The following is an 18,641-nucleotide window of genomic DNA, read 5'->3' as shown; positions in this document are numbered from 1 at the left end:
GAGGCAATGACGCCGGGAGTTAGCTCAGGCCAGAGCAGATGTAATCGAAGTACACCCCCATTTCCTTGCCGGCCTCAGCACCCACCAGAGCGGCAGTTACCTCTTTCATGGCTTGGATGGCCTGGATGGTTGCCCCAATGGGCACTCCCAGGGAATTGTAGGTCTCCTTGAGCCCGTTCAGCACCCGCTCGTCCAGAATGGAGGGATCCCCGGCCAGCATGGCGTAGGTGGCGTAGCGCAGGTAGTAGTCCATGTCGCGGATGCAGGCAGCATAGCGACGGGTGGTGTACATGTTGCCGCCAGGACGGGTGAGATCAGAGTACAGCAACGCCTTGGCAGCAGCATCCTTGACGATGGTGGAGGCATTGGCCGCGATGGTGGCAGCCGCCCGCACCCGCAGCTCGCCTGTGGCGAAGAAGGCTTTCAACTTCTCCATGGCCGAGCTGTCCAGATACTTGCCTTGAACATCGTAGCTGTTGATTACAGCAGTAATTGCGTCTTGCATGATGAGCTTCCTAAATCCAAATCGACGAACAGCAAAGGGTTGTGCGGCAAAAACAATGAGGGATTAGCTCATTGCCCCCACCACAAAGTCGAAGTAGTAGCCGGCTTCAGCCGCATCGTCAGGAGAGAGCAGACCCATGGCCACCTGCTTCATTTGACGAATGCTCTCGGCCACCGCCGGAATGGGTGTGCCCAGGGAGTTGTACATCTCGCGGACACCCACCAGGCCGATCTCTTCAATCGGGGTGACATCGCCGGCAATGATGCCGTAAGTGATCAGGCGCAGGTAGTAGTCCATATCGCGCAGGCAAGTCGCCGTCATCTCTTCCCCGTAGGCATTGCCCCCCGGAGAGACAATGTCGGGGCGCTTCTGGAAGAGTTGGTCGGCAGCTTGTTTGACGATGCGCTCACGAGACTCGGTTAAGACTTGAGCAATGCGCAACCGCTTCTCGCCCGAGGTGACAAAGGACTTGATCCGATCCAGTTCCCCCGGGCTGAGGTAGCGGGCCTCCGCGTCCGCGTTCACAATCGATTTCGTAACAACACTCATGGATATCCATCCTCAAGTCGATTTTTTAAAGAGTATGACGAGCATACCCGCAAGTTATTTTCCGATATGCTTGCCGTCTGCCATCTCAGATCTTCACACTTCTTAAAATCTCTCCCAGAAAAGGGCCGTCCCGCTGGCGCGACCAGTGTTGCGTAGGTCTTTCAGAGCGGACAGTCTCATTCCCGCCCCGACAGGGCAGTTCCCTCCCCAAAGTCCGGCAAGAGAGGGGCTACAATCTCACTTAGACTCACTTAGAATGAAGGCTGAGTCGCCAGGGGATCCCTGCAGGCTTGGTTTAAGACATGCGTTGAGGTTGCGATGACGGATGCCTCTGGGTCAGAACGATTGAAGCGAGCGAAAGGTATTTCTGAGGGTACGCCCTCATCTCTGCCGGATCACCTCATCCGGGCCACGGCGGCAGAAGGCAAAATCCGAGTGGTGGGCTTGGTGGCCACCCAGGCGGTACAAGAGGCAAGGGAGCGGCACAAGCTCTCCTATGTGGCGACAGTGGCCTTGGGGCGGGCCATGAGCGCAGCCCTGTTGCTGGCGGCCAACTTGAAGCGACGCCAGGCGCGGATTAACCTGCAACTGAAAGGGAATGGCCCCTTGGGCAACATCTGGGTGGATGCCGGCTTGGATGGCACGGTACGCGGGTATGTGAGCAACCCCGCCATTGAGCTTCCTCTCACTGCCGAGAGCAAGTTGGATGTGGGCCAAGCCGTTGGGCGCTATGGCTACCTCCATGTGCTGCGGGATCTGGGGTATGGCCAGCCTTACACCAGCGCGGTGGAGCTGGTTTCGGGAGAGGTGGGAGACGACATCACCTACTACCTCTCCTCCTCAGAGCAGATTCCCTCGGCAGTCCTTCTGGGAGTAAATCTCGACTCACAGCGGGTACGCGCCGCCGGCGGAGTGTTGTTGCAGCTGATGCCAGGGGCGCCGGCCAGTCTGATCCCAGAGATGGAAGCCCGTTTGGCCAAAGTGGAAGAATTTAGCCCGATGTTGGCTTGCGGCGGCGGCTTGCGGGAGCTGTTGCAACTTTGCCTGGGCGACCTGGATCTGAAAATTGCGCCGGAAATGCGCACCATCCGCTTCTACTGCAAGTGCAATTCCGACCGAGTGAAGGGGGCCCTGCGCATGCTGGGGCGGGACGAGTTGCTCGATATGATCCACACCGACAAGGGGGCAGAAGCGGTTTGCCAATTCTGCAACGAGGTCTACCGCATCTCGGAAGACGAGCTGCGCTCGATTGTGGCGGAGATGTCGGCCACCCCCTGATGGCACAATGATGGCCAACTACGGGATCCCGATTCTGACACCTCTCGATGTTGTCTGAGCCCCCGGTTGAGTTGGTTGAATTATCGGTTGTTGTCCCCTGCAAAAATGAGGCGGACAACCTGGAACACCTGTTTGAGCGTCTGCGGCAGACCTTGGATCCTTTAGGGATTCCCTACGAGATCATTTGTGTCAACGATGGCAGCCAAGACGACACACTGGAAAAGCTGATCGCCTTTCACCATCAGGATCCCCGCATCAAAGTGGTGAACCTTTCCCGGTGTTTTGGCAAGGAGATCGCCCTCACCGCCGGCCTCGATCACGCCTCTGGCAACGCTGTCGTTCCCATCGATGCCGACCTGCAAGATCCGCCAGAGCTGATCCCGGAGATGCTGCAGCAGTGGCGGCAAGGCTATCAGGTGGTTTATGCAGTGCGTCGCAGCCGCCAAGGGGAAAGCTGGCTGAAACGCTTTACAGCCAACGGCTTCTATTGGTTGATTGATCAACTCAGCCAGGTGCGGATCCCGCGCAATACGGGGGATTTTCGACTGCTGGATCGGCAGGTGGTGGAGGCAGTTAAACAGCTGCGAGAGCGCACCCGCTTTATGAAAGGGATCTTTGCCTGGGTGGGCTACCGGCAAACGGCCATTTTTTACGATCGCGCCCCCCGCTTTCGCGGCAAAACCCAGTGGAACTACTGGCGGCTGTGGAACCTAGCCATAGAAGGCATCACCTCTTTTAGCTCTTGGCCGTTGCGGGTGTGGAGCTACATAGGGTTGGCGATCTCGGTTCCAGCCTTTTTGTATGGCCTTTTTCTCATCATCCGCACCTTGCTCTTTGGCTCCGATGTACCTGGCTATGCCTCTTTAGCGGTGATGATCTTGTTTTTGGGCGGGATCCAGCTGATCAGCTTGGGCGTGATTGGCGAGTATTTAGGCCGCGTTTTTGAAGAAGTGAAAGGCCGCCCCCTCTACCTGGTCGATGGCACCTTTGGGTTTGAGACCCCACGACCTTCCCCTGCCCTAGATTCAGTACCTACGCAAAAGCTAGGATGAAAAGTCATCTTTCAGAGTTTTGGATCCCGAGGCAACATAACTTTGGTACTCGCGTGTAAAGATATCTTTCATCTCTTCTGGAGATAGCTGGATCCCTTGGATTTTGGCGCGGGCGATGGCCTTCATCAGCTCGATATAGGCCAGGCCCAGAGAGAGAGTGAGGGTGGCTGCCGTAGTGGATTGGATAGCGCTGCCTACAATCCCCGGGCCGGGAATCATCTTCAGCAAGTTGGACACAATCGTTCGCCCGATTGCTGTTGTAATTGTAGTGCCTGCCAAAGCGGCTATCAAAGAGTAGTAAAAAGAAGGGGAAGCCTCGAAGCCAAAAATAAAGCTGATATTGGCAATCATGCCTGCTTGGGCTGTAACCAACAGAGGGGCATCTGCAAAGGGAAGGGGCACTGCCCCGATAAACGCTGCACTGGCCACATAGCCTGATACGTACTTAAAGGCAGCCTCGGCTTTGAGATCCACCCGCAGCAATTGCTGGCGGATAAAGGCAAGGCGAGCCACTTCCGGCAAAAGCTCTAGCGTGCAGCCAATTAGGTGCTCCAGCCCGTGGGCAGGAATGGTAATTTGCCGGTTAATCGCCTTGTTGCGGGCCAAAACGGGAACAATGTAGCGGACAGGCAAATTTTGATGCTGCAAATACCGGAAAAACTCGCTCTCTTCAGGATTGGGATATTCCAAGCATTGGGTTAAGACCAAGATGACGGGAACGTCTTTGAGTTCCAACTCCTTTAGCCATTTGCGTTCAACTTCCTCCAACCGCTTCAGTTCGTGGTGGAGGCAGTACCAAACAAGATGGATGTGATGTTCAGGATCCTTAAAGCGCAGCTCCTCGATAAGCTGGGAAACCTCCAGGCGAACTTGCTGATTCTGTTCACCGTCTAGTTCCATGCCAGGTGTATCGTAGATGGTGATTGGGCAACCTGGCTTGGAATACTGACGAATGTGGCGGGTGACGGGGCTGCCAACACCGGTACGGGCCAGCTCATCTCTAAACACTGCATTGACCAAGGTGCTCTTGCCCACCCCGCTTTTGCCAATGACCAGGATGTTGCAGTGGCCCAACTCTGTCTGCGCCTCTAGGAGGTCCTTCTGTAGTATCTGAGACACCGAATTCCAGAAAGACTTAAAGGCTTCTGGCTTCTCGAGAGATTCAGAAGCTTCTGGGATCCCTCGGGCACGGTCAACAATTTGGCGGGTTAGGTCAGTCAGTTTCTCTAAGAAGGATGGGCTTTTCTGAGACATGCTTCTTGCTTCTTCCCCTAAGGCCGATAGCCCCACAAAGGTAGTTCAGGGCGGATCCTACTGCCAAGTTTCTTCCGATACCGGAGACTGACCTAGCCAAGAGCCAATCTGTCTGCGCCCTGATCCCACTCCAAAGGGATCCGCAACAACGGGCTTATTGAGAGTTATTCACAAGAGCCATTTTCTGCACTATGCTAGATTTGGAGGCAAACACCCAGGGATCCCAGGCCCGCTATGGCGGGCAGTTTAGGATTCGCAGCTCCTCTTAACTTGTGCTGGAGAATTTTATGTCCGAAACTTCAACCCTGCGCCAGTCTTTCAACAGCGTGCGCGACAATCCCGTCCTGCTCGGCACCGAGGTAACCCAGCCGGTTTGCGAGGGGATGAACGCCCTGCTGGCCAGCTTCCAGGGGCTGTACTTGCAGTACCAGAAGCATCACTTCGTGGTAGAAGGCACTGAGTTCTATCCGCTGCACCAACTCTTCAAAGATCACTACGAGCAGGCGAGGGAGCATGTCCACGACCTGGGAGAACGCCTAGAAGGGCTGGGAGGTGTGCCGGTAGCCAGCTTTGCCACCTTGGCCCAGCTTTGCTGCTTTACCCCTGAGCCGGATGGAGCTTTTGGGGCGCGGCAAATGTTAATGAACGACCTGGCGGCAGAGCAGGCCATCATCGATCTGCTGCGGCGACAGGCAGCCCAGGCGGAGAGCCTTGGGGATCGGGCCACTCGCTACCTCTACGAGCAAATCCTGTTGAAAACAGAGGATCGCGCTTTCCATCTCCATCACTTCCTGGCCAACGACAGCCTGGTGTTCGGCTTGATGAACGGCAGAGCCTAGCCAGAAGGTCCACAGGTGGGCTTGAGCCTGCCTAGCTTCCGGCCTCTGGCTTTTTTTTGAAAGGCTATTGAGAATTTGTTTCATCTCTTCACTATTCTTTACTCTGAGGTGCTGATCCCGGCCATGAACCCCGTCTTTCTGGACTCTGAGCGCGGCTATCTCTTGAACATTCCTCTGGGCGAGCGCTGGCGCGTTGGTCGGCGGCTGATGGAATTGGGGATCCCGGCGATTTGTACAGGAGATGGTCGTCTGCGGGTGGAGGTGAGTACTCCGTTGGCCGTTCTACAGGTGCGCAGTGTGATCCGTCAGCACACAGCGCGGCGACAGGAGTTATTGGATGGCCTAGAGGTTTGTTGGCAGCTCAACACGGAGGCTGGGGGTCAAGATGAGCAAGTTTCCTAAGCAAGGGATCCCGTTTGAGTCGGAGGGCCAGTTTTTGGGATTTCTTCCCGATAAAGACGGCAAGCTCAAGTACCTGCGTTGGCAAGCCGGAGCGGACGTTTTTTCCGGCAAGATCCCCAAGCCCCTGCGTTCTGCCCTTTACCGCACCCTCAAACCTGGAGACACCGTGCAGATCTGTGGGGAGCGGGAGGTGGATCCGCACAAAGGGCGAGAGAAGTGGGTGCTTTACCGGGTGGTTCCCCTCGGAGAGAGGGCGGGGGGTTTGTCTTCGGCTTCTGGGGCTGAGGCAGCTTCCGAACCGGTTGCTCCAAACATCACAGATATCAAAGGAGATATCAAAGGTACAGACATCAAAGGTAAGGTGCTGGTCTGCCAGAAATCCGACTGTTATCGGCGTGGGGCCGGAGCGGTGATGCAAGCCCTGAACGCCCACTTGGCCGCCTACTCTGGTTCGATTTGCGTGCAGGGGGTGGGCTGCATGAAAGATTGTAAACGGGGCCCCCATGTGGTGTTTATGCCCGACAAGGCTCGTTATAGCGGCGTTTCCCCCCAGGGGATCCCGGCTTTGTTGGAGCGGCATTTTCCGCTTTCCTCGCCGCAACCCCAAGAGGTTGAAGCAGCAGCTTCTTCCTAACGCCCATGGGATCCCCACCGGCGAACAGCTCTGTGAGGTAGGCACAAAATCAAAGGGTGCAGCAGGAGTTTTCCGGCAAACCTAGGCGGAGCGAGATCCGGATTGCCGGGTGGTACAAAGGATCCCTCCTGTGTGATGCTACAGACAGAGGCAGGCTAGGGGAGGGAACAAACCTTGCGGGTGGGGATCATCGGCACCGGCTACGCAGCTCGCTCACGGGCCGAGGCCTTGCGCAAAGATGGGCAAGTGCAGATTGTCGCTGTTGCCGGTCGAGCTCCCGACCGGAGCGATGCTTTTGCCGCCGAGTTGGGGGCCGTCGCCTATTCGGACTGGTCTTCTCTGTTGGGCGAGCAGCGGCTGGATCTGGTTTTTGTCAGCACCATCAATCGGGATCATGCCGCCATTGCCCGTGCTGCTCTGGAGGCAGGGATCCACACCGTCGTGGAATATCCCCTCGCCCTCAGCGCTGCCGAAGCGCGTTCCTTGGTGCAATTGGCAGCCGAGCGGCAAGTGCTGCTGCACGTCGAACACATCGAGCTAATTAGCGGCGTTCACCGGTTGCTGAAACAAGAGCTGGAAGGGTTGGGCAAGCTGTTTGCCGTTCGCTACATCACTCTCACCGCCACCCACCCCGCCCCCGATCGCTGGACCTATCGGCCTGAGTTGTTTGGCTTCCCCCTCATGGGGGCCGTTTCTCGCATCCACCGCTTGGTGGACTTGTTGGGCAGGGTAGAACGGGTGAGCTGCCAACTGCGCTACGACGGGCCGGATCTGCCCCACCGCTACAGCAGTTGCTACTGCACAGCCCAGCTGAGTTTTGCCAGTGGGTTGCTGGCGGTGTTGACCTATGGCAAGGGGGATTCCCTGTGGTGCTCGCAGCGGCTACTGGAGTTCCACGGTCAACGGGGGGGCCTATTGATCAACGGCGAAGAGGCAACGTTGCTGCGGCCCGGCAGCGCCCACCCTCTAGAGACGGGATCCCGCCACGGCCTGTTCGAGCAAGACACCCGCATGGTGCTGGATCACCTGCGCCACGGCAGACCCCTCTATATCCATACTGAAAACATGCTCCACGCCCTGGCGGTGGCCGAGGCAGCCGAGCGATCTGCCCAAACCCAGCAGGTGGTTTGCGTTCAGGATTGGCCCTAAGGGAAGTCCCTGATACATTTACGCTGAACACTGCTGAACATCACTGTTCAACTATGCAGCGATAGCATTCTGTTTGTTTCCATTCGCGTTAGCGGGACGGAGTCCAAACAGAATGGCGGTATCCCGCAAAGCTTTGAGTAGAATACCCAAAGCGCAGTTTCCGTGTCGTCTTACTACCAATTTTCTGCTTTGCTTTGGCTACCATGTTGGCAGACTCGAAAGTAAACAGAAAGATCAACTGGTAGTAATCCGTACTGAACATATTATACATTATTTTCAGTATAGTTGAGCTTATTATTGACTAGAGTCATGCTCTCCCCTTGAGAGAGGGGAGCTACGCAATGGGGAGTTTCACTGGGATGTTATGGTCATTTCAGGTTAAGGTGAGACGCCTGGGCTGCTGATCGCGCCAGTGGGACGGAGTCCTTGAAAAGCCCTATAGCCTGCTGCACTCAGAGTTTTAGGTGTGGGTGCAGTGCCCTAGTTTAATTGAAATGACCATACTGGCAATACAGGGATCCCTGAAAATAGACAGGATGGCGGGGAGGGCTAGTTATGATTGAGGCGGGGGCAAGCGTCTTGAGGCGGATGTTGGGCGTCTACGGCAGCTCTAAGATGGGCGTTCTGCTGCTGTTGGGGTTTTCTTCGGGTTTGCCGCTGCTGCTGATCAACACCACCTTGAATGCTTGGCTGACCCAAGCGGGCTTGACCACCATTGCCATCGGCTTGTTTAACCTGCTCAATTTGCCCTACTCCTTTAAGTTTCTGTGGTCGCCTGTTCTGGATCGATTTCTGTTGCCGGCACCGGGATCCCTGCGGGGCAGTCGGCGGCGGGGGTGGATGGCCCTGACCCAAGTGCTGTTGCTGCTCAGCATAGGGCTACTGGGTTTTCAGGATCCGACCCAAACCTGGCTGGAAGCTCTGGGATGGGAAGAGCTGGCCCAGACTTGGCCGGGAATCACGGTTTTCACCCGCCCGATCTTTCTGGTGGGGTTGCTGGTGGCTTTTTTGAGCGCCTCTCAGGACATCGCGGTGGATGCCTACCGTACCGATATCTTGGCAGAGCGGGAGATGGGGGCAGGGGTAGCCATTTTCGTATTCGGCTACCGTATCGCGCTGCTGGTCAGCAGTGGCGTGAGTTTGATCTTGGCGGACTATTTGCCCTGGTGGCAGGTGTACGGGATCATGGCACTGCTGATGTCAATCGGGGTGGTCACCTCGTTTTTGGCTCCCGAGCCGGAAAACAGCGCCCTCAAGCCTACCTCTTTGCGGTCGGCTATCCTCGAGCCGTTTCAATCTTTTTGGCGGCACCGCTTGGCCTGGGCGATCCTGCTGTTTGTGGTCTGCTTCAAGTTGCCGGATAGCTTGGCAGGGCAAATGACCCCCACATTTTTGTTGCAGACGGGGTTTAGCACCAGCGATCTGGGCATTATCCGCAGTTGGATAGGCTTGTTGGCCACCTTGGCTGGGGCTTTTGTGGGGGGGGAGTGGGTCAGCCGCATCGGCACCTACCGCTGTCTGTTCATTTTCGCAGCCTTGCAAGGGATCGGCAATTTGGGCCTGGGAGCGATTGGGTTGGTGGGGCAAAACTATCCGCTGCTGCTGGGGGCAACCATTTTCGACAACATGGCCGGGGGCATGGGCACGGCTGCTTTTCTGGCTTTTTTGATGAGCCTCTGCGACCGGCAATTTAGTGCCACTCAGTATGCTTTGCTCACCAGTGTGTTTGCCGTGGGGGGAACCTTGGCCGGGGCTGTGTCAGGCTATTTGGCGGCTGCAGTCAATTGGCCTTTGTTTTATCTGATCACGGCGATGACAGCCGCTCCGGCAATGGTGATCCTGCTGTGGCTCGGCCCCCCTTCATCGCCTGCAACCCCGGCCACAACCGCATCTGAACCGTAACTGCCCCACCGCAAATCCGGTTCTAATAGCCTTGCCTTGAACGCAACAAGGATGGCCGCCTACAGCGCAGCCCCGATTTTGGCCGCCAGATCCACCAGCCGCGCCGCATAGCCGTACTCGTTGTCATACCAGGAGAGCACCTTCACCGTGCGATCCCCTAAGGTCAGGGTGGATCCCAAATCCACAATGGAAGAGTGGGGATCCCCGACGATATCCGCCGAGACGATCTCCGGTGGAGCAATGGCCAGGATGCCGCGCAGCGGGCCTTCTGCAGCCTCGACAAAGGCTTGGTTGACGGCTTCTCTGGTGATGGGCTGCTCGGTACGCACCACAAAGTCCACAATCGAGCCGGTCAAGGTGGGCACCCGCAGCGCCAGGCCATCCATCTTCCCTCTCAGGGCGGGCAAAACCTCGGCCACTGCCGTGGCGGCCCCGGTGGTGGAAGGCACGATCGACACTGCTGCTGAGCGGCCCCGCCGGTAATCTTTGGGATCCGGGCGATCCACAATCGCCTGGGTGGCGGTATAGGCATGGCAAGTGGTGAGAAAGCCGGTCTCGATGCCGAAGCGATCCAACAAAACCTTGGCCAGCGGCGCCAAGCAATTGGTGGTGCAGGAAGCATTGGAGACGATGTGATGCCGCTCCGGGTCGTATTGGTCGTCGTTGACCCCCATCACCACCGTCAAGTCGGGGCCTTTGGCGGGAGCAGAGATGATCACCTTTTTGGCCCCGGCTTCCAGGTGTTTGGCCGCCCCCTCTCGTTTGGTGAACAAGCCGGTTGATTCCACCACCAGGTCAACCCCCAGATCTTTCCAGGGCAGTTGTGCCGGATCCCGCTCTGCCAAAACTCGGACTTTCAGGTGGTTGCCGATTTGCAGATGCCCGTCCACCGCGCTCACGGTTTGGGGAAGGCGCCCATAGGCCGAGTCGAACTGGAGCAGGTAGGCCAAGTTGTCGGGTTCGGTCAGGTCATTGACTGCCACCACCTCCAGCTCTGGAGCTGGCTGAGACAGCAGCACCCGCAGGAAGGCCCGCCCAATGCGACCAAATCCGTTAATGGCTACCCGTGTGGTCATCGCAATCCTCCGGTATCAGTTTATACGATGGATCAGGGGACGCGGCATGGGAGACGCTGCCCCCCTAGGGATAGGGTAAAAGAAGAACGGGATCCACATCGCTTTTGCACCCAAGATCTCCAGATTTGCCACTGGGACTTGCAAAAGGACTCACCCAAGAAGTTGCCGGCAGAAGGGAAAAGTAGGAATGAAGGTATTGCTGACCAACGATGACGGCATCGAGGCTGCCGGGCTGGCCAACCTCAAGTTGGCCCTCAGCGCCCTCATCCCGGAAGAACACTGTTGGATTGTGGCCCCCCACCAACCGATTTCCGGCTGCAGCCACCAGGTGACGACGGGGCGACCTTTTCGAGCCTTGGCCCGCGGCGAGCGCACCTTTGCCGTCGAGGGATCCCCTGCCGACTGTGTGCGGGTGGCCCTATTCAAGCTGGCCCCAGCGGTGGATTGGGTGCTTTCCGGTATCAACGAGGGGGGAAATCTTGGATCGGATGTGTATCTGTCGGGAACGGTGGCGGCGGTACGGGAAGCAGCGATGCGCGGGATCCCGGGAATTGCCATTTCCCAATACCGAGCAGGGGGCCAACCCATCGACTGGGAGCAAGCCCAGCGGTGGACGCGGGAAATCTTGGCGGAGCTGATGGAACAATCCCTGCCCAGGGGGGCGTTTTGGAATGTGAACCTGCCTCACTTGCCCGCCGGATCCCCTCTGCCGGAGCGGGTTTATTGTCCCCTCTGCACCCAACCCCTGCCGCTCGATTATGCGGTGGAAGCCGAGGGAAATGGGGCAGAGTCGCTGTGGTTTCGCTATCAGGGCCGCTATGCGGAGCGCGCTCGGGATCCCCAAACCGATACCGACATCTGCTTCTCCGGTCGGGTGGCCATCACCCAAGTGCAACTGGCCTCAGGCGTTTCCGCTGGGGGGGGTAGAAGCCAGGTTGCGGGCAATGGTTCTCAGCCGTTGCAGCCGTAGCGCCGTCAGGATATCGGTGGGATCCAGCTTCAGAACCTGTTCTATGGCATCTGCCAGGTGTTGAGCGGCCTCCTGTCGGGTGTAGCCGCGAAACTGAGCACGGCGCAGGGCAAATTCATCGGCATCGAAATGGGCGCTCTCCCGGTTCAGGTTTTGCCAGATCTGCCGGACGGAGAGAGCCGTAATGCCACCTGCCAACAGAGCGGAAAAGGGGTGCTGCAAAGAGAGCTCCGCCACGGTGGTGATGCCCCCCATCAAGGCCAGCGATTGGTAAAACCCCGGCTGCAACCAATTGCGGTTGCCCAGCCAGCCCACCTCCCGCAGAAACAACAGATCCCGCTGTGGCTGAGGGATCCCTTGCCAACGGCGAAAATCGATGGCGATGGTGCCCTGGGGCTGCCAAGGGGCTTTGCGGCGGGAGATGAGCAGGGCTTCACCCCCGAAGTGGGGAACGACGCTGATCAAGGGTCGGAAAGAAGCGGGGAGCAGATCCCGCAACCGTTCGGTTTCTTCTTTTTCAAAGGATTTGAAATCTGGGCGGCTGTTCATGGCCTCACCTGTTAGGGGCATTGAGGCGGGGAGCCCGCCTGAACACGGGCGCTGTTCCGGCCCCCGACACCACAGCCCTGTGTAGAACCAATGCGAGGTTAGTCTATCGCATCTCCAGGCTGGCCGTGGAACTCTGGCCGTGGAACTCTATAGGTGGAACCCTGTAGGTTTCAAAGATCCCAATCCTAGGTTGCGTAGACTGGGAAGGCGAGCCTACCCGTCTTACCTACTCGTCTTAAATCCGAGACCATGACCTTCCCAGCTCAGCCAGAACCCCAAGTGCTCCGTACTGCTGACGGGAATGAGCAGAGTATCAACAGCCCCCTTTACACCTACGCCTTCTTCCCGCAGCCAGCTCCAGAACTTTTGCCCTTCATCCGGCAAACCGAGGGGATCCATCGGTCGGTGCAGGTGTTCTCCCCGACAGGCAGCCGAATTGCCGCTGCTGTGGAGCCGATGCCGGATCCGGAGTCGCTGCAAGTCTCGGATGAGGTGTTGGTGCGCTCTGCCCTGCGCCACGACCAGGTGATCTGCCGACTGTTCGCCCAGATGCCGGTGCTGCCCCTGCGCTTCGGCACCTGCTTCCTCTCAGCAGAAAAGCTGGGATCCCATCTGCTGTCCCGGCAGACGGAGTACGAACAAGCCCTCGCAGCCATTGGGGGGCGGGCCGAGTACTGTCTCAAAGGAAGGGTTCAACCTCAGCCCCAACCGGAGCCACAGCCCTCCCTAAGCGGGACGGCCTATCTGTTGGCCCGCAAGCAAGCCTATCTCCAGCAACGACAGGCCCAAGAGCAGCAAGAGCAGGAGCAGCAAGCCCTACAGCAGCTTTGGCCTTCCACCTGGCCTGTGCAAAGGGGGGATCCCCAGCCAGGAGAAGCCTTGCGGCTTTACTTTTTGCTCACCCCTGCCGAGTGGGAAGCCGCCGCTCAGCTCACCCAAACCTGGCTGGATCAGCACCCCCATTGGCAACTGGATTGGAGCGCCCCTTTGCCCCCCTATCACTTTGTCCGTGCCTTGCGGGATTCTCTGGCGGACAAGTGTATAGATCCCAACTAAGGACGCCGTCCCGCTAGCGCGAACAAAGTGCTCTGCATGCGGATCATGGTCGCGTTAGCAGAGCGTGGATCCAAGCGTGATAATGGTGAGGGGATCCCGTCCGCTTCCTGTTTGCATTGGCGAGGCGGAGCCCTCACAGGGCAAAGGACTCCGTCCCGCTAACGGGAACAGCAGGCAAAAGGAAGAGTTGTGGTCTAAAGCGCTATGCGCCGCTACCGCGAACGAGTTGGGCTATTGGGGCTGGGCACGGTTGGCACGGGTGTTGTGCAAATTCTGCAGCAACCCCGGCATCCTCTCTTGCAGTCAGTTGAGATTGCGGCGGTGGGGGTGCGCTCTTTGGATAAGCCGCGGCAAGTGCGGATCCCACCTGAGCGCCTGACCACCAATCTGGAGCAAATCGTGTCGGATCCGGAAATCGACGTGGTCATCGAGCTGATGGGGGGCTTGGAGCCGGCCCGCACCTTGATCTTAAAAGCCCTTGACCACGGCAAACCGGTGATCACAGCCAACAAAGCGGTGATCGCCCGCCACGGGGAGGAGATCTTTCAGGCGGCAGCCCAAGCCAAAGTCTCGGTGCTCTTGGAAGCGGCAGTCGGGGGCGGGATCCCGATTCTGCAGCCCTTGCAACAGTCCCTGCAGGCCAGCCACATCCAGGCGGTCTGGGGCATTGTGAACGGCACCACCAACTTCATCCTCAGCCAGATGACCCAGGCGGCCAGCTCGTTTGAGGAAGCCCTGGCCCTGGCCCAGGCCCACGGCTACGCCGAGGCGGATCCCAGCGCCGATGTGGAAGGGTGGGATGCCGCCGACAAGATCGCCATTTTGGCCAGCCTTGCTTTCGGGGTGTCTGTGAAGCGGGAAGCCATCCCCTGCGAAGGGATCCGCGGCATCAGCCCCACCGACATTCGCTATGCCCGCGAGTGGGGCTACACCTTCAAGCTCTTGGCCATCGCCCAAAGGGCCAACTCTGGCGGGGAGGCAGCGAAGATGGCTTTGGATATCCGGGTTCACCCCACCCTTCTGCCCTCTACCCACCCCTTGGCCAACATCAACGGTGTGGACAATGCCGTCCTGGTGCAGGGGGATCCCTTGGGGCAGGTGGTGCTGTCGGGGCCGGGGGCGGGGCGGGGGCCGACTGCCAGTGCCGTTGTTGGCGATCTGCTGACCCTGATTGCCCACCGGCAAACGGGGGCTGATGCCCCCAATCCGCTGTGGGGATTCTCCTGCTTCCCCGCTGCCGCCTCTTTGATCCCTCTCTCGGAATTGGAGTCGGAGTTTTACGTGCGGGTGTTGGCTCAGGATCAGCCGGGGGTAATGGGGGCGATTGGCACCTGCTTCGGTCGCCACCGGGTTAGCCTGGAGAGCATTACCCAAAAGGAATGTCACCAAGAGCAGGCGGAGATCGTCATCCTCACCCACACCGTCCGCGAGGCCGATTGCCGACAGGCGCTGGCCGAGATCCAACAACTGCCCCAGGTGGCCGGGATCCCCAGCCTATTTCGGGTGCTGCGCTAGCTGCTATAGATCCAAAATGCTCCGCACCGCTGACGCGAACGCGCTGGTGGGACGGGGAGCGGCTCAGAGCATAATTGTTTGACTCTTGAGGATTGAAAACCCCGTTGGAACCCAAAAGATGAACTCTTCTGTTGAGCACTTTAGCGGGACGCAGTCCTTGCAGGCCGAGGTGGTGGTGGTGGGGGCGGGCATCAGCGGCCTAACGTTGGCCTTGCGATTACAACAGGGCTTATCCCCCAAGGATGAATCCACCCAGCCGCTGCTCCTGGCCGAGGCCAGCTCCCGCGTGGGGGGCTGTATCTCCACCCAATCCAAAGACAGCTATCGCTGGGAAGAGGGCCCCAACAGCTTTACCCCCGTCCCCGCCCTGCTTAACCTCATTGCCGAGGTGGGCTTGGCGGAGCACCTGGTGCTGGCCGATGCCAAGCTGCCCCGCTACATCTACTGGGAAAAAGAGCTGCTGCCGGTGCCCCTGAGCCCTTCTGCAGCCATTGGCTCGCGGCTGTTGAGCGTGGGCGGCAAGTTGCGGGCCTTACGTGGGTTGTTGGGGTTTGTCGCGCCGCCGCCAGGCGGAGAGGAAACGGTGCGGCAATTCTTCCGGCGGCAACTGGGATCCGAGGTGGTGGAACGGCTGGTCGAACCTTTCACCTCAGGGGTGTATGCCGGGGATCCGGATCAGCTCAGCGCCTTGGCAGCCTTCCCCCGCATTGCCGGCTTGGAAGAACGCTACGGCAGCCTCTTTGCCGGTGCTGTGCAGGCTTTGCGCAGCCGTTATCGCTACGCGACGCTCCCGCGAACCCGTCACCAGGACAGCGCCAACTCCCCCATCCAGCCTCCTCCCAAGCGGGGCCAACTGGGTAACCTGCGGCAGGGGTTGCAGCAGCTACCTGAGGCGATTGCCCAGAAACTGGGCAGTGCGCTGCGGCTGGGCTGGCGGGCTGTGCATCTCAAGCGGGATGAGACGGGCTACCGGGTGGGCTTCGTCATACACGACAGCGGCGCGGAGCACACGGCCCCAGAAGAAATCCACTGGGTGGCGGCTCAACAGGTGGTGCTCACCCTCCCTGCCTACGCTGCTGCCACCCTCCTGCAGGATCTCAACCCCCAGGCCAGCCGGCTGCTGAGGGAAATCCCCTACCCGCCTGTGGCGGTGGTGGCTTTGGCCTATCCAGAAGAAGCCCTCCCCCAACCGCTGCGAGGGTTTGGCCATCTGATCCCTCGCTCTCAGGGCCTGCGCACCCTGGGCACCATCTGGGCCTCCTCCCTCTTCCCAGAGCGGGCTCCTCAGGGCTATCACTGCCTGATCAGCTTCATCGGGGGAGCTACCGATGCGGCTTTTGCCCGCCAGAAAGGGATCCCGCCCATTACGGCGCTCTCCCCTGACGAGCGGGCCCAAATTGTGCATGCAGAACTCAGCCAGATCCTGCTCACCCGCCCTGTCGAACCCATCCGCCTGGGAGAGCGCCTGTGGCCCCAGGCTATCCCGCAATATACGCTTGGCCACCGGCAGCGGATTGCCCAATTGCAGGCCAGCCTGGCCGACCAAACCCCAGGGGTGTGGGTGTGTGCCAACTACCTGGATGGCGTGGCCTTGGGAGATTGTGTGCGGCGGGCCGAGGCCCTAGCCCAGCAGATCCTGTCCGTCCGGCGTTAGCGGTGCGGTTCCCGTTCGCGTGTAGCAGCATAGAGTGCTGTAGACATAGCAGCATGAGCCATCCCTACACCAGCCTCCTGCTCATCCCCACCGGCATTGGTGCCCGCATCGGTGGTTTTGCCGGGGATGCCCTGCCTGTTGCCCGCACCCTGGCAGCAGCCGCAGAGCGGGTCATTACCCATCCCAACGTGTTAAACGGAGCCAGTTTGTTTTGGCCGATGGGGAACGTGTTGTACGTGGAAGGGTACGGCCTGGATCAGTTCTGTGCGGGAGTGTGGAATTTGCGGCCAGTGCGCCAAAACTGTGTTGGGGTGGTGCTGGATGCCGGGATCCCCCCTGATCTGCAACAACGCCACCTGCAGGTGATGCAAGCCGCTCAGGCCACCTTGGGGCTCAACATCGGCCCCTGGCGCTTGACCCGCCAACCCTTGGGCGTTTCCGTCAGCTTCTCCCCCTCCGGGGCCAGCCAGGGATCCCTAGCCCGGCCCGATGCTCTCTTGGAGACTGCCCAGGAGCTGGTTCGCCTGGGGGCAGAGGCCATTGCCGTGGTGGCCCGCTTTCCGGATGACTTGGACTTCAGCCAGTACGAGCAGGGAAGGGGGGTGGATCCCCTGGCCGGCGTCGAAGCCCTGATCAGCCACCTGGTGGTGCGGGAGTTGCGGATCCCTTGTGCCCATGCCCCCGCTTTCTACCCTGAGACTTTCCCCAAGCCGGTTCACCCCCGCGCTGCTGCTGAAGAGGTGGGGTTTACCTTCTTGCCTTCGGTTTTGGTGGGCCTCAGCTACGCTCCCCAGTTCGTCAAGAGCGGGGATCCCGCCCAACCGGGCGACCTGACAGCAGAGCAGGTGGACAGCGTCATTGCCCCGGCCACTGCCTTTGGGGGGCCTGGCTTGCTGCACCTGGCCAGCCGTTATGGCTCCGCAATGCTGTCGCGACCGCGCCACAATGCTCCGCCGCTGACGCGAACGGACGGAGTTCTTACTCGTCCTCCGCTTTTCATTGCCGTCGAGGAAAACACCACCGTGATGCAGGTGCATCCCCGCCAGTTGGGGATCCCTCATGTATCGGTAACCTCCTATCTAGAGGCGATTGGAGTGGTGGTGGCCCATCGAGCAGGAGTGGCCTGGTCGTCGCTACGGCTCTCCCCCTCCACCCCGGAAAAGCTGGGATCCCACACTTGCGCCGTTCGCGGTCGCGGTGCGGAGCACTTGAGCGGGACGGAGTCCCAGTAGGCTACCGGTCGCGTTAGCGGGACGGAGTCCATGAGCAGAGGGGAGATGGCAGGGGATCCGCCGGGTTTAGGCCGGCAAACCACTCCGACAGGGCGGCCGGCAAGCAGAGGCCGGGGTTTCCCTCGATGTGCAGCCGCTCCAGTCGGGGCAGTTCTGCCAAAAAGGTCGGCAGTTCTCCCGTGAATTGGTTACGTGCCAGGCGCAGATCCCGTAACTGATTCAGCTGAGCCAGCTCGGGGGGCAGGGATCCGCTGAGGCGATTGTCCGACAAGTAGAGGTTTTCCAGATGGTGCAGTTGCCCCAGTTGAGGGGGGATAGGCCCAGAGAGCTGATTGCGATCCAAAAACAGGCCCTTGAGGGAGCTCATCTGGCCCAGTTGGCCGGGAAGGGTGCCGCTGAGGCGGTTGTTTTGCAGGATGAGGTTTTCCAGGTGGCGCAGTTGCCCCAGCTGGGGGGGAATAGGCCCAGAGAGCTGGTTGTGATCCAAAAACAGGCCGCGCAGGTTGCGCAGCTGCCCCAGCTCGGATGGAATGGAGCCGGAGAATTCGTTGTAGTCGAGAAACAGGTTTTCCAACTGGCCGAGTTGCCCCAGCTCGGGCGGCAGGGGGCCGGAAAGTTGGTTGTGGCTGAGGGACAAGGCTCGCAACCGGCGAAATTGGCCTATTTCGGGCGGCAAGGAGCCGCTCAACCCCTGGCGATCCAACACCAGTTGGACAAGACACTGATCCGGATCAAAAAGGGCCACCTCCTCTACCTTCACCTCCGGACGGCCCAGAGCTGCCAAGATCTGCCGCAGCAAGAGGGGATCCCGACAAAGGGGAGCAGACCAGGCCCCCATCCCCCAGCTCAGCCAAACCCAGATCGCCAACAGGCCCACCGCCCACCTCTCGTGCCGAGCCATTCCCCTCTGCTGCTTCATCCCTGCTCTCCAAAGGATCTTTGCCAAGGTAGCATCCTACTCCGTCCCGCCTCCGCCGGGGTTGTTGCTATGGGCAGGGGAACCGCGACGTAGAAGAGTTCTGGCC

18 protein-coding genes are annotated in these 18,641 nt (G+C 59.4%); 12 read left to right on the top strand and 6 right to left on the bottom strand.

The genetic code is table 11. The features are described 5' to 3' along the window. Positions 1-19: 19 nt before the first annotated feature. On the bottom strand, positions 20-505 hold the full coding sequence (gene apcB, locus CYB_RS06840) for an allophycocyanin subunit beta (protein ID WP_011433054.1): 486 nt from the start codon (positions 503-505) through the stop codon (positions 20-22). Positions 506-568: 63 nt separating this feature from the next. Beyond that, positions 569-1,054, bottom strand: coding sequence for an allophycocyanin subunit alpha (locus CYB_RS06835; RefSeq protein ID WP_011433053.1), 486 nt, complete (start codon positions 1,052-1,054; stop codon positions 569-571). Between the two features lie 387 nt (positions 1,055-1,441). Here CYB_RS06835 and hslO point away from each other — a divergent pair, with 387 nt between their 5' ends. Beyond that, positions 1,442-2,332, top strand: coding sequence for an Hsp33 family molecular chaperone HslO (gene hslO, locus CYB_RS06830; RefSeq protein WP_041437303.1), 891 nt, complete (start codon positions 1,442-1,444; stop codon positions 2,330-2,332). A 47-nt stretch (positions 2,333-2,379) separates the two neighbouring features. Beyond that, positions 2,380-3,384 (top strand): glycosyltransferase family 2 protein, encoded by a 1,005-nt coding sequence (locus CYB_RS06825; RefSeq protein ID WP_041436443.1) that lies wholly within the window; start codon positions 2,380-2,382, stop codon positions 3,382-3,384. Here CYB_RS06825 and CYB_RS06820 read toward each other — a convergent pair. Beyond that, the gene (locus tag CYB_RS06820; protein WP_011433050.1) at positions 3,376-4,638 is read right to left on the bottom strand and encodes a YcjF family protein; all 1,263 of its coding nucleotides are present in this window, start codon (positions 4,636-4,638) and stop codon (positions 3,376-3,378) included. The genes CYB_RS06825 and CYB_RS06820 overlap by 9 nt on opposite strands. A 287-nt stretch (positions 4,639-4,925) precedes the next feature. Between CYB_RS06820 and CYB_RS06815 the strand changes: the two genes are divergently transcribed. From CYB_RS06815 to CYB_RS06795, 5 genes are all read left to right on the top strand, one after another. Next, complete coding sequence (locus CYB_RS06815; RefSeq protein WP_011433049.1) at positions 4,926-5,477, top strand: Dps family protein; 552 nt, start codon at positions 4,926-4,928, stop codon at positions 5,475-5,477. A 123-nt stretch (positions 5,478-5,600) separates the two neighbouring features. Then, positions 5,601-5,879, top strand: a complete 279-nt coding sequence (locus CYB_RS06810; protein WP_011433048.1) for an Asr1405/Asl0597 family protein — start codon at positions 5,601-5,603, stop codon at positions 5,877-5,879. Continuing rightward, the gene (locus tag CYB_RS06805) at positions 5,863-6,513 is read left to right on the top strand and encodes a (2Fe-2S) ferredoxin domain-containing protein (RefSeq protein WP_011433047.1); all 651 of its coding nucleotides are present in this window, start codon (positions 5,863-5,865) and stop codon (positions 6,511-6,513) included. Before CYB_RS06810 ends, CYB_RS06805 begins: the two co-directional genes overlap by 17 nt. A gap of 180 nt (positions 6,514-6,693) precedes the next feature. Then, on the top strand, positions 6,694-7,662 hold the full coding sequence (locus CYB_RS06800) for a Gfo/Idh/MocA family protein (protein ID WP_238376973.1): 969 nt from the start codon (positions 6,694-6,696) through the stop codon (positions 7,660-7,662). Between the two features lie 615 nt (positions 7,663-8,277). Further along, on the top strand, positions 8,278-9,564 hold the full coding sequence (locus tag CYB_RS06795) for an AmpG family muropeptide MFS transporter (protein WP_071818194.1): 1,287 nt from the start codon (positions 8,278-8,280) through the stop codon (positions 9,562-9,564). A 59-nt stretch (positions 9,565-9,623) separates the two neighbouring features. Here CYB_RS06795 and gap read toward each other — a convergent pair whose 3' ends face one another. After that, the gene (gene gap / locus CYB_RS06790) at positions 9,624-10,640 is read right to left on the bottom strand and encodes a type I glyceraldehyde-3-phosphate dehydrogenase (protein ID WP_011433044.1); all 1,017 of its coding nucleotides are present in this window, start codon (positions 10,638-10,640) and stop codon (positions 9,624-9,626) included. Between the two features lie 187 nt (positions 10,641-10,827). On the opposite strand from gap, the gene surE reads away from it, so the two are divergent. Further along, positions 10,828-11,610, top strand: a complete 783-nt coding sequence (gene surE, locus CYB_RS06785) for a 5'/3'-nucleotidase SurE (protein WP_011433043.1) — start codon at positions 10,828-10,830, stop codon at positions 11,608-11,610. Here the strand turns inward: surE and CYB_RS06780 are convergent. Continuing rightward, positions 11,542-12,159, bottom strand: coding sequence for a DUF3318 domain-containing protein (locus tag CYB_RS06780; protein WP_041436440.1), 618 nt, complete (start codon positions 12,157-12,159; stop codon positions 11,542-11,544). The two genes, surE and CYB_RS06780, sit on opposite strands and share 69 nt — an antisense overlap. A gap of 249 nt (positions 12,160-12,408) precedes the next feature. On the opposite strand from CYB_RS06780, the gene CYB_RS06775 reads away from it, so the two are divergent. From CYB_RS06775 to CYB_RS06760, 4 genes are all read left to right on the top strand, one after another. Then, a complete protein-coding gene (locus tag CYB_RS06775) occupies positions 12,409-13,215 on the top strand; it encodes a GvpL/GvpF family gas vesicle protein (protein WP_148202720.1) in 807 nt (268 codons plus the stop codon). A 204-nt stretch (positions 13,216-13,419) separates the two neighbouring features. Further along, entirely contained in the window at positions 13,420-14,730 is a 1,311-nt protein-coding gene (locus CYB_RS06770) for a homoserine dehydrogenase (protein WP_011433040.1), read from the top strand. Between the two features lie 118 nt (positions 14,731-14,848). Further along, positions 14,849-16,384 (top strand): protoporphyrinogen oxidase, encoded by a 1,536-nt coding sequence (gene hemG / locus CYB_RS06765; protein WP_049749573.1) that lies wholly within the window; start codon positions 14,849-14,851, stop codon positions 16,382-16,384. Between the two features lie 53 nt (positions 16,385-16,437). Further along, on the top strand, positions 16,438-17,616 hold the full coding sequence (locus CYB_RS06760) for a DUF3326 domain-containing protein (RefSeq protein WP_011433038.1): 1,179 nt from the start codon (positions 16,438-16,440) through the stop codon (positions 17,614-17,616). Positions 17,617-17,629: 13 nt separating this feature from the next. Here CYB_RS06760 and CYB_RS06755 read toward each other — a convergent pair whose 3' ends face one another. Then, the gene (locus CYB_RS06755; RefSeq protein WP_011433037.1) at positions 17,630-18,517 is read right to left on the bottom strand and encodes a leucine-rich repeat domain-containing protein; all 888 of its coding nucleotides are present in this window, start codon (positions 18,515-18,517) and stop codon (positions 17,630-17,632) included. Positions 18,518-18,641 lie beyond the last annotated feature (124 nt).

This window comes from Synechococcus sp. JA-2-3B'a(2-13), from assembly GCF_000013225.1.
Taxonomy (GTDB): Bacteria; Cyanobacteriota; Cyanobacteriia; order Thermostichales; family Thermostichaceae; genus Thermostichus.
The sequence above is the reverse complement of the archived record's forward strand: the minus strand, read 5'-3'. Positions and strand labels throughout refer to the sequence as shown.

Coding starts and splice junctions, on each gene's coding strand:
- CYB_RS06820 (WP_011433050.1), bottom strand. CDS start 4,638: ATGTCTCAGAAAAGCCCATCCTTCTTAGAGAAACTGACTGACCTAACC.
- surE (WP_011433043.1), top strand. CDS start 10,828: ATGAAGGTATTGCTGACCAACGATGACGGCATCGAGGCTGCCGGGCTG.
- CYB_RS06835 (WP_011433053.1), bottom strand. CDS start 1,054: ATGAGTGTTGTTACGAAATCGATTGTGAACGCGGACGCGGAGGCCCGC.
- CYB_RS06760 (WP_011433038.1), top strand. CDS start 16,438: ATGAGCCATCCCTACACCAGCCTCCTGCTCATCCCCACCGGCATTGGT.
- CYB_RS06780 (WP_041436440.1), bottom strand. CDS start 12,159: ATGAACAGCCGCCCAGATTTCAAATCCTTTGAAAAAGAAGAAACCGAA.
- gap (WP_011433044.1), bottom strand. CDS start 10,640: ATGACCACACGGGTAGCCATTAACGGATTTGGTCGCATTGGGCGGGCC.
- CYB_RS06755 (WP_011433037.1), bottom strand. CDS start 18,517: ATGGCTCGGCACGAGAGGTGGGCGGTGGGCCTGTTGGCGATCTGGGTT.
- CYB_RS06805 (WP_011433047.1), top strand. CDS start 5,863: ATGAGCAAGTTTCCTAAGCAAGGGATCCCGTTTGAGTCGGAGGGCCAG.
- CYB_RS06825 (WP_041436443.1), top strand. CDS start 2,380: ATGTTGTCTGAGCCCCCGGTTGAGTTGGTTGAATTATCGGTTGTTGTC.
- apcB (WP_011433054.1), bottom strand. CDS start 505: ATGCAAGACGCAATTACTGCTGTAATCAACAGCTACGATGTTCAAGGC.
- CYB_RS06815 (WP_011433049.1), top strand. CDS start 4,926: ATGTCCGAAACTTCAACCCTGCGCCAGTCTTTCAACAGCGTGCGCGAC.
- CYB_RS06770 (WP_011433040.1), top strand. CDS start 13,420: ATGCGCCGCTACCGCGAACGAGTTGGGCTATTGGGGCTGGGCACGGTT.
- CYB_RS06775 (WP_148202720.1), top strand. CDS start 12,409: ATGACCTTCCCAGCTCAGCCAGAACCCCAAGTGCTCCGTACTGCTGAC.
- CYB_RS06795 (WP_071818194.1), top strand. CDS start 8,278: ATGGGCGTTCTGCTGCTGTTGGGGTTTTCTTCGGGTTTGCCGCTGCTG.
- hemG (WP_049749573.1), top strand. CDS start 14,849: ATGAACTCTTCTGTTGAGCACTTTAGCGGGACGCAGTCCTTGCAGGCC.
- CYB_RS06810 (WP_011433048.1), top strand. CDS start 5,601: ATGAACCCCGTCTTTCTGGACTCTGAGCGCGGCTATCTCTTGAACATT.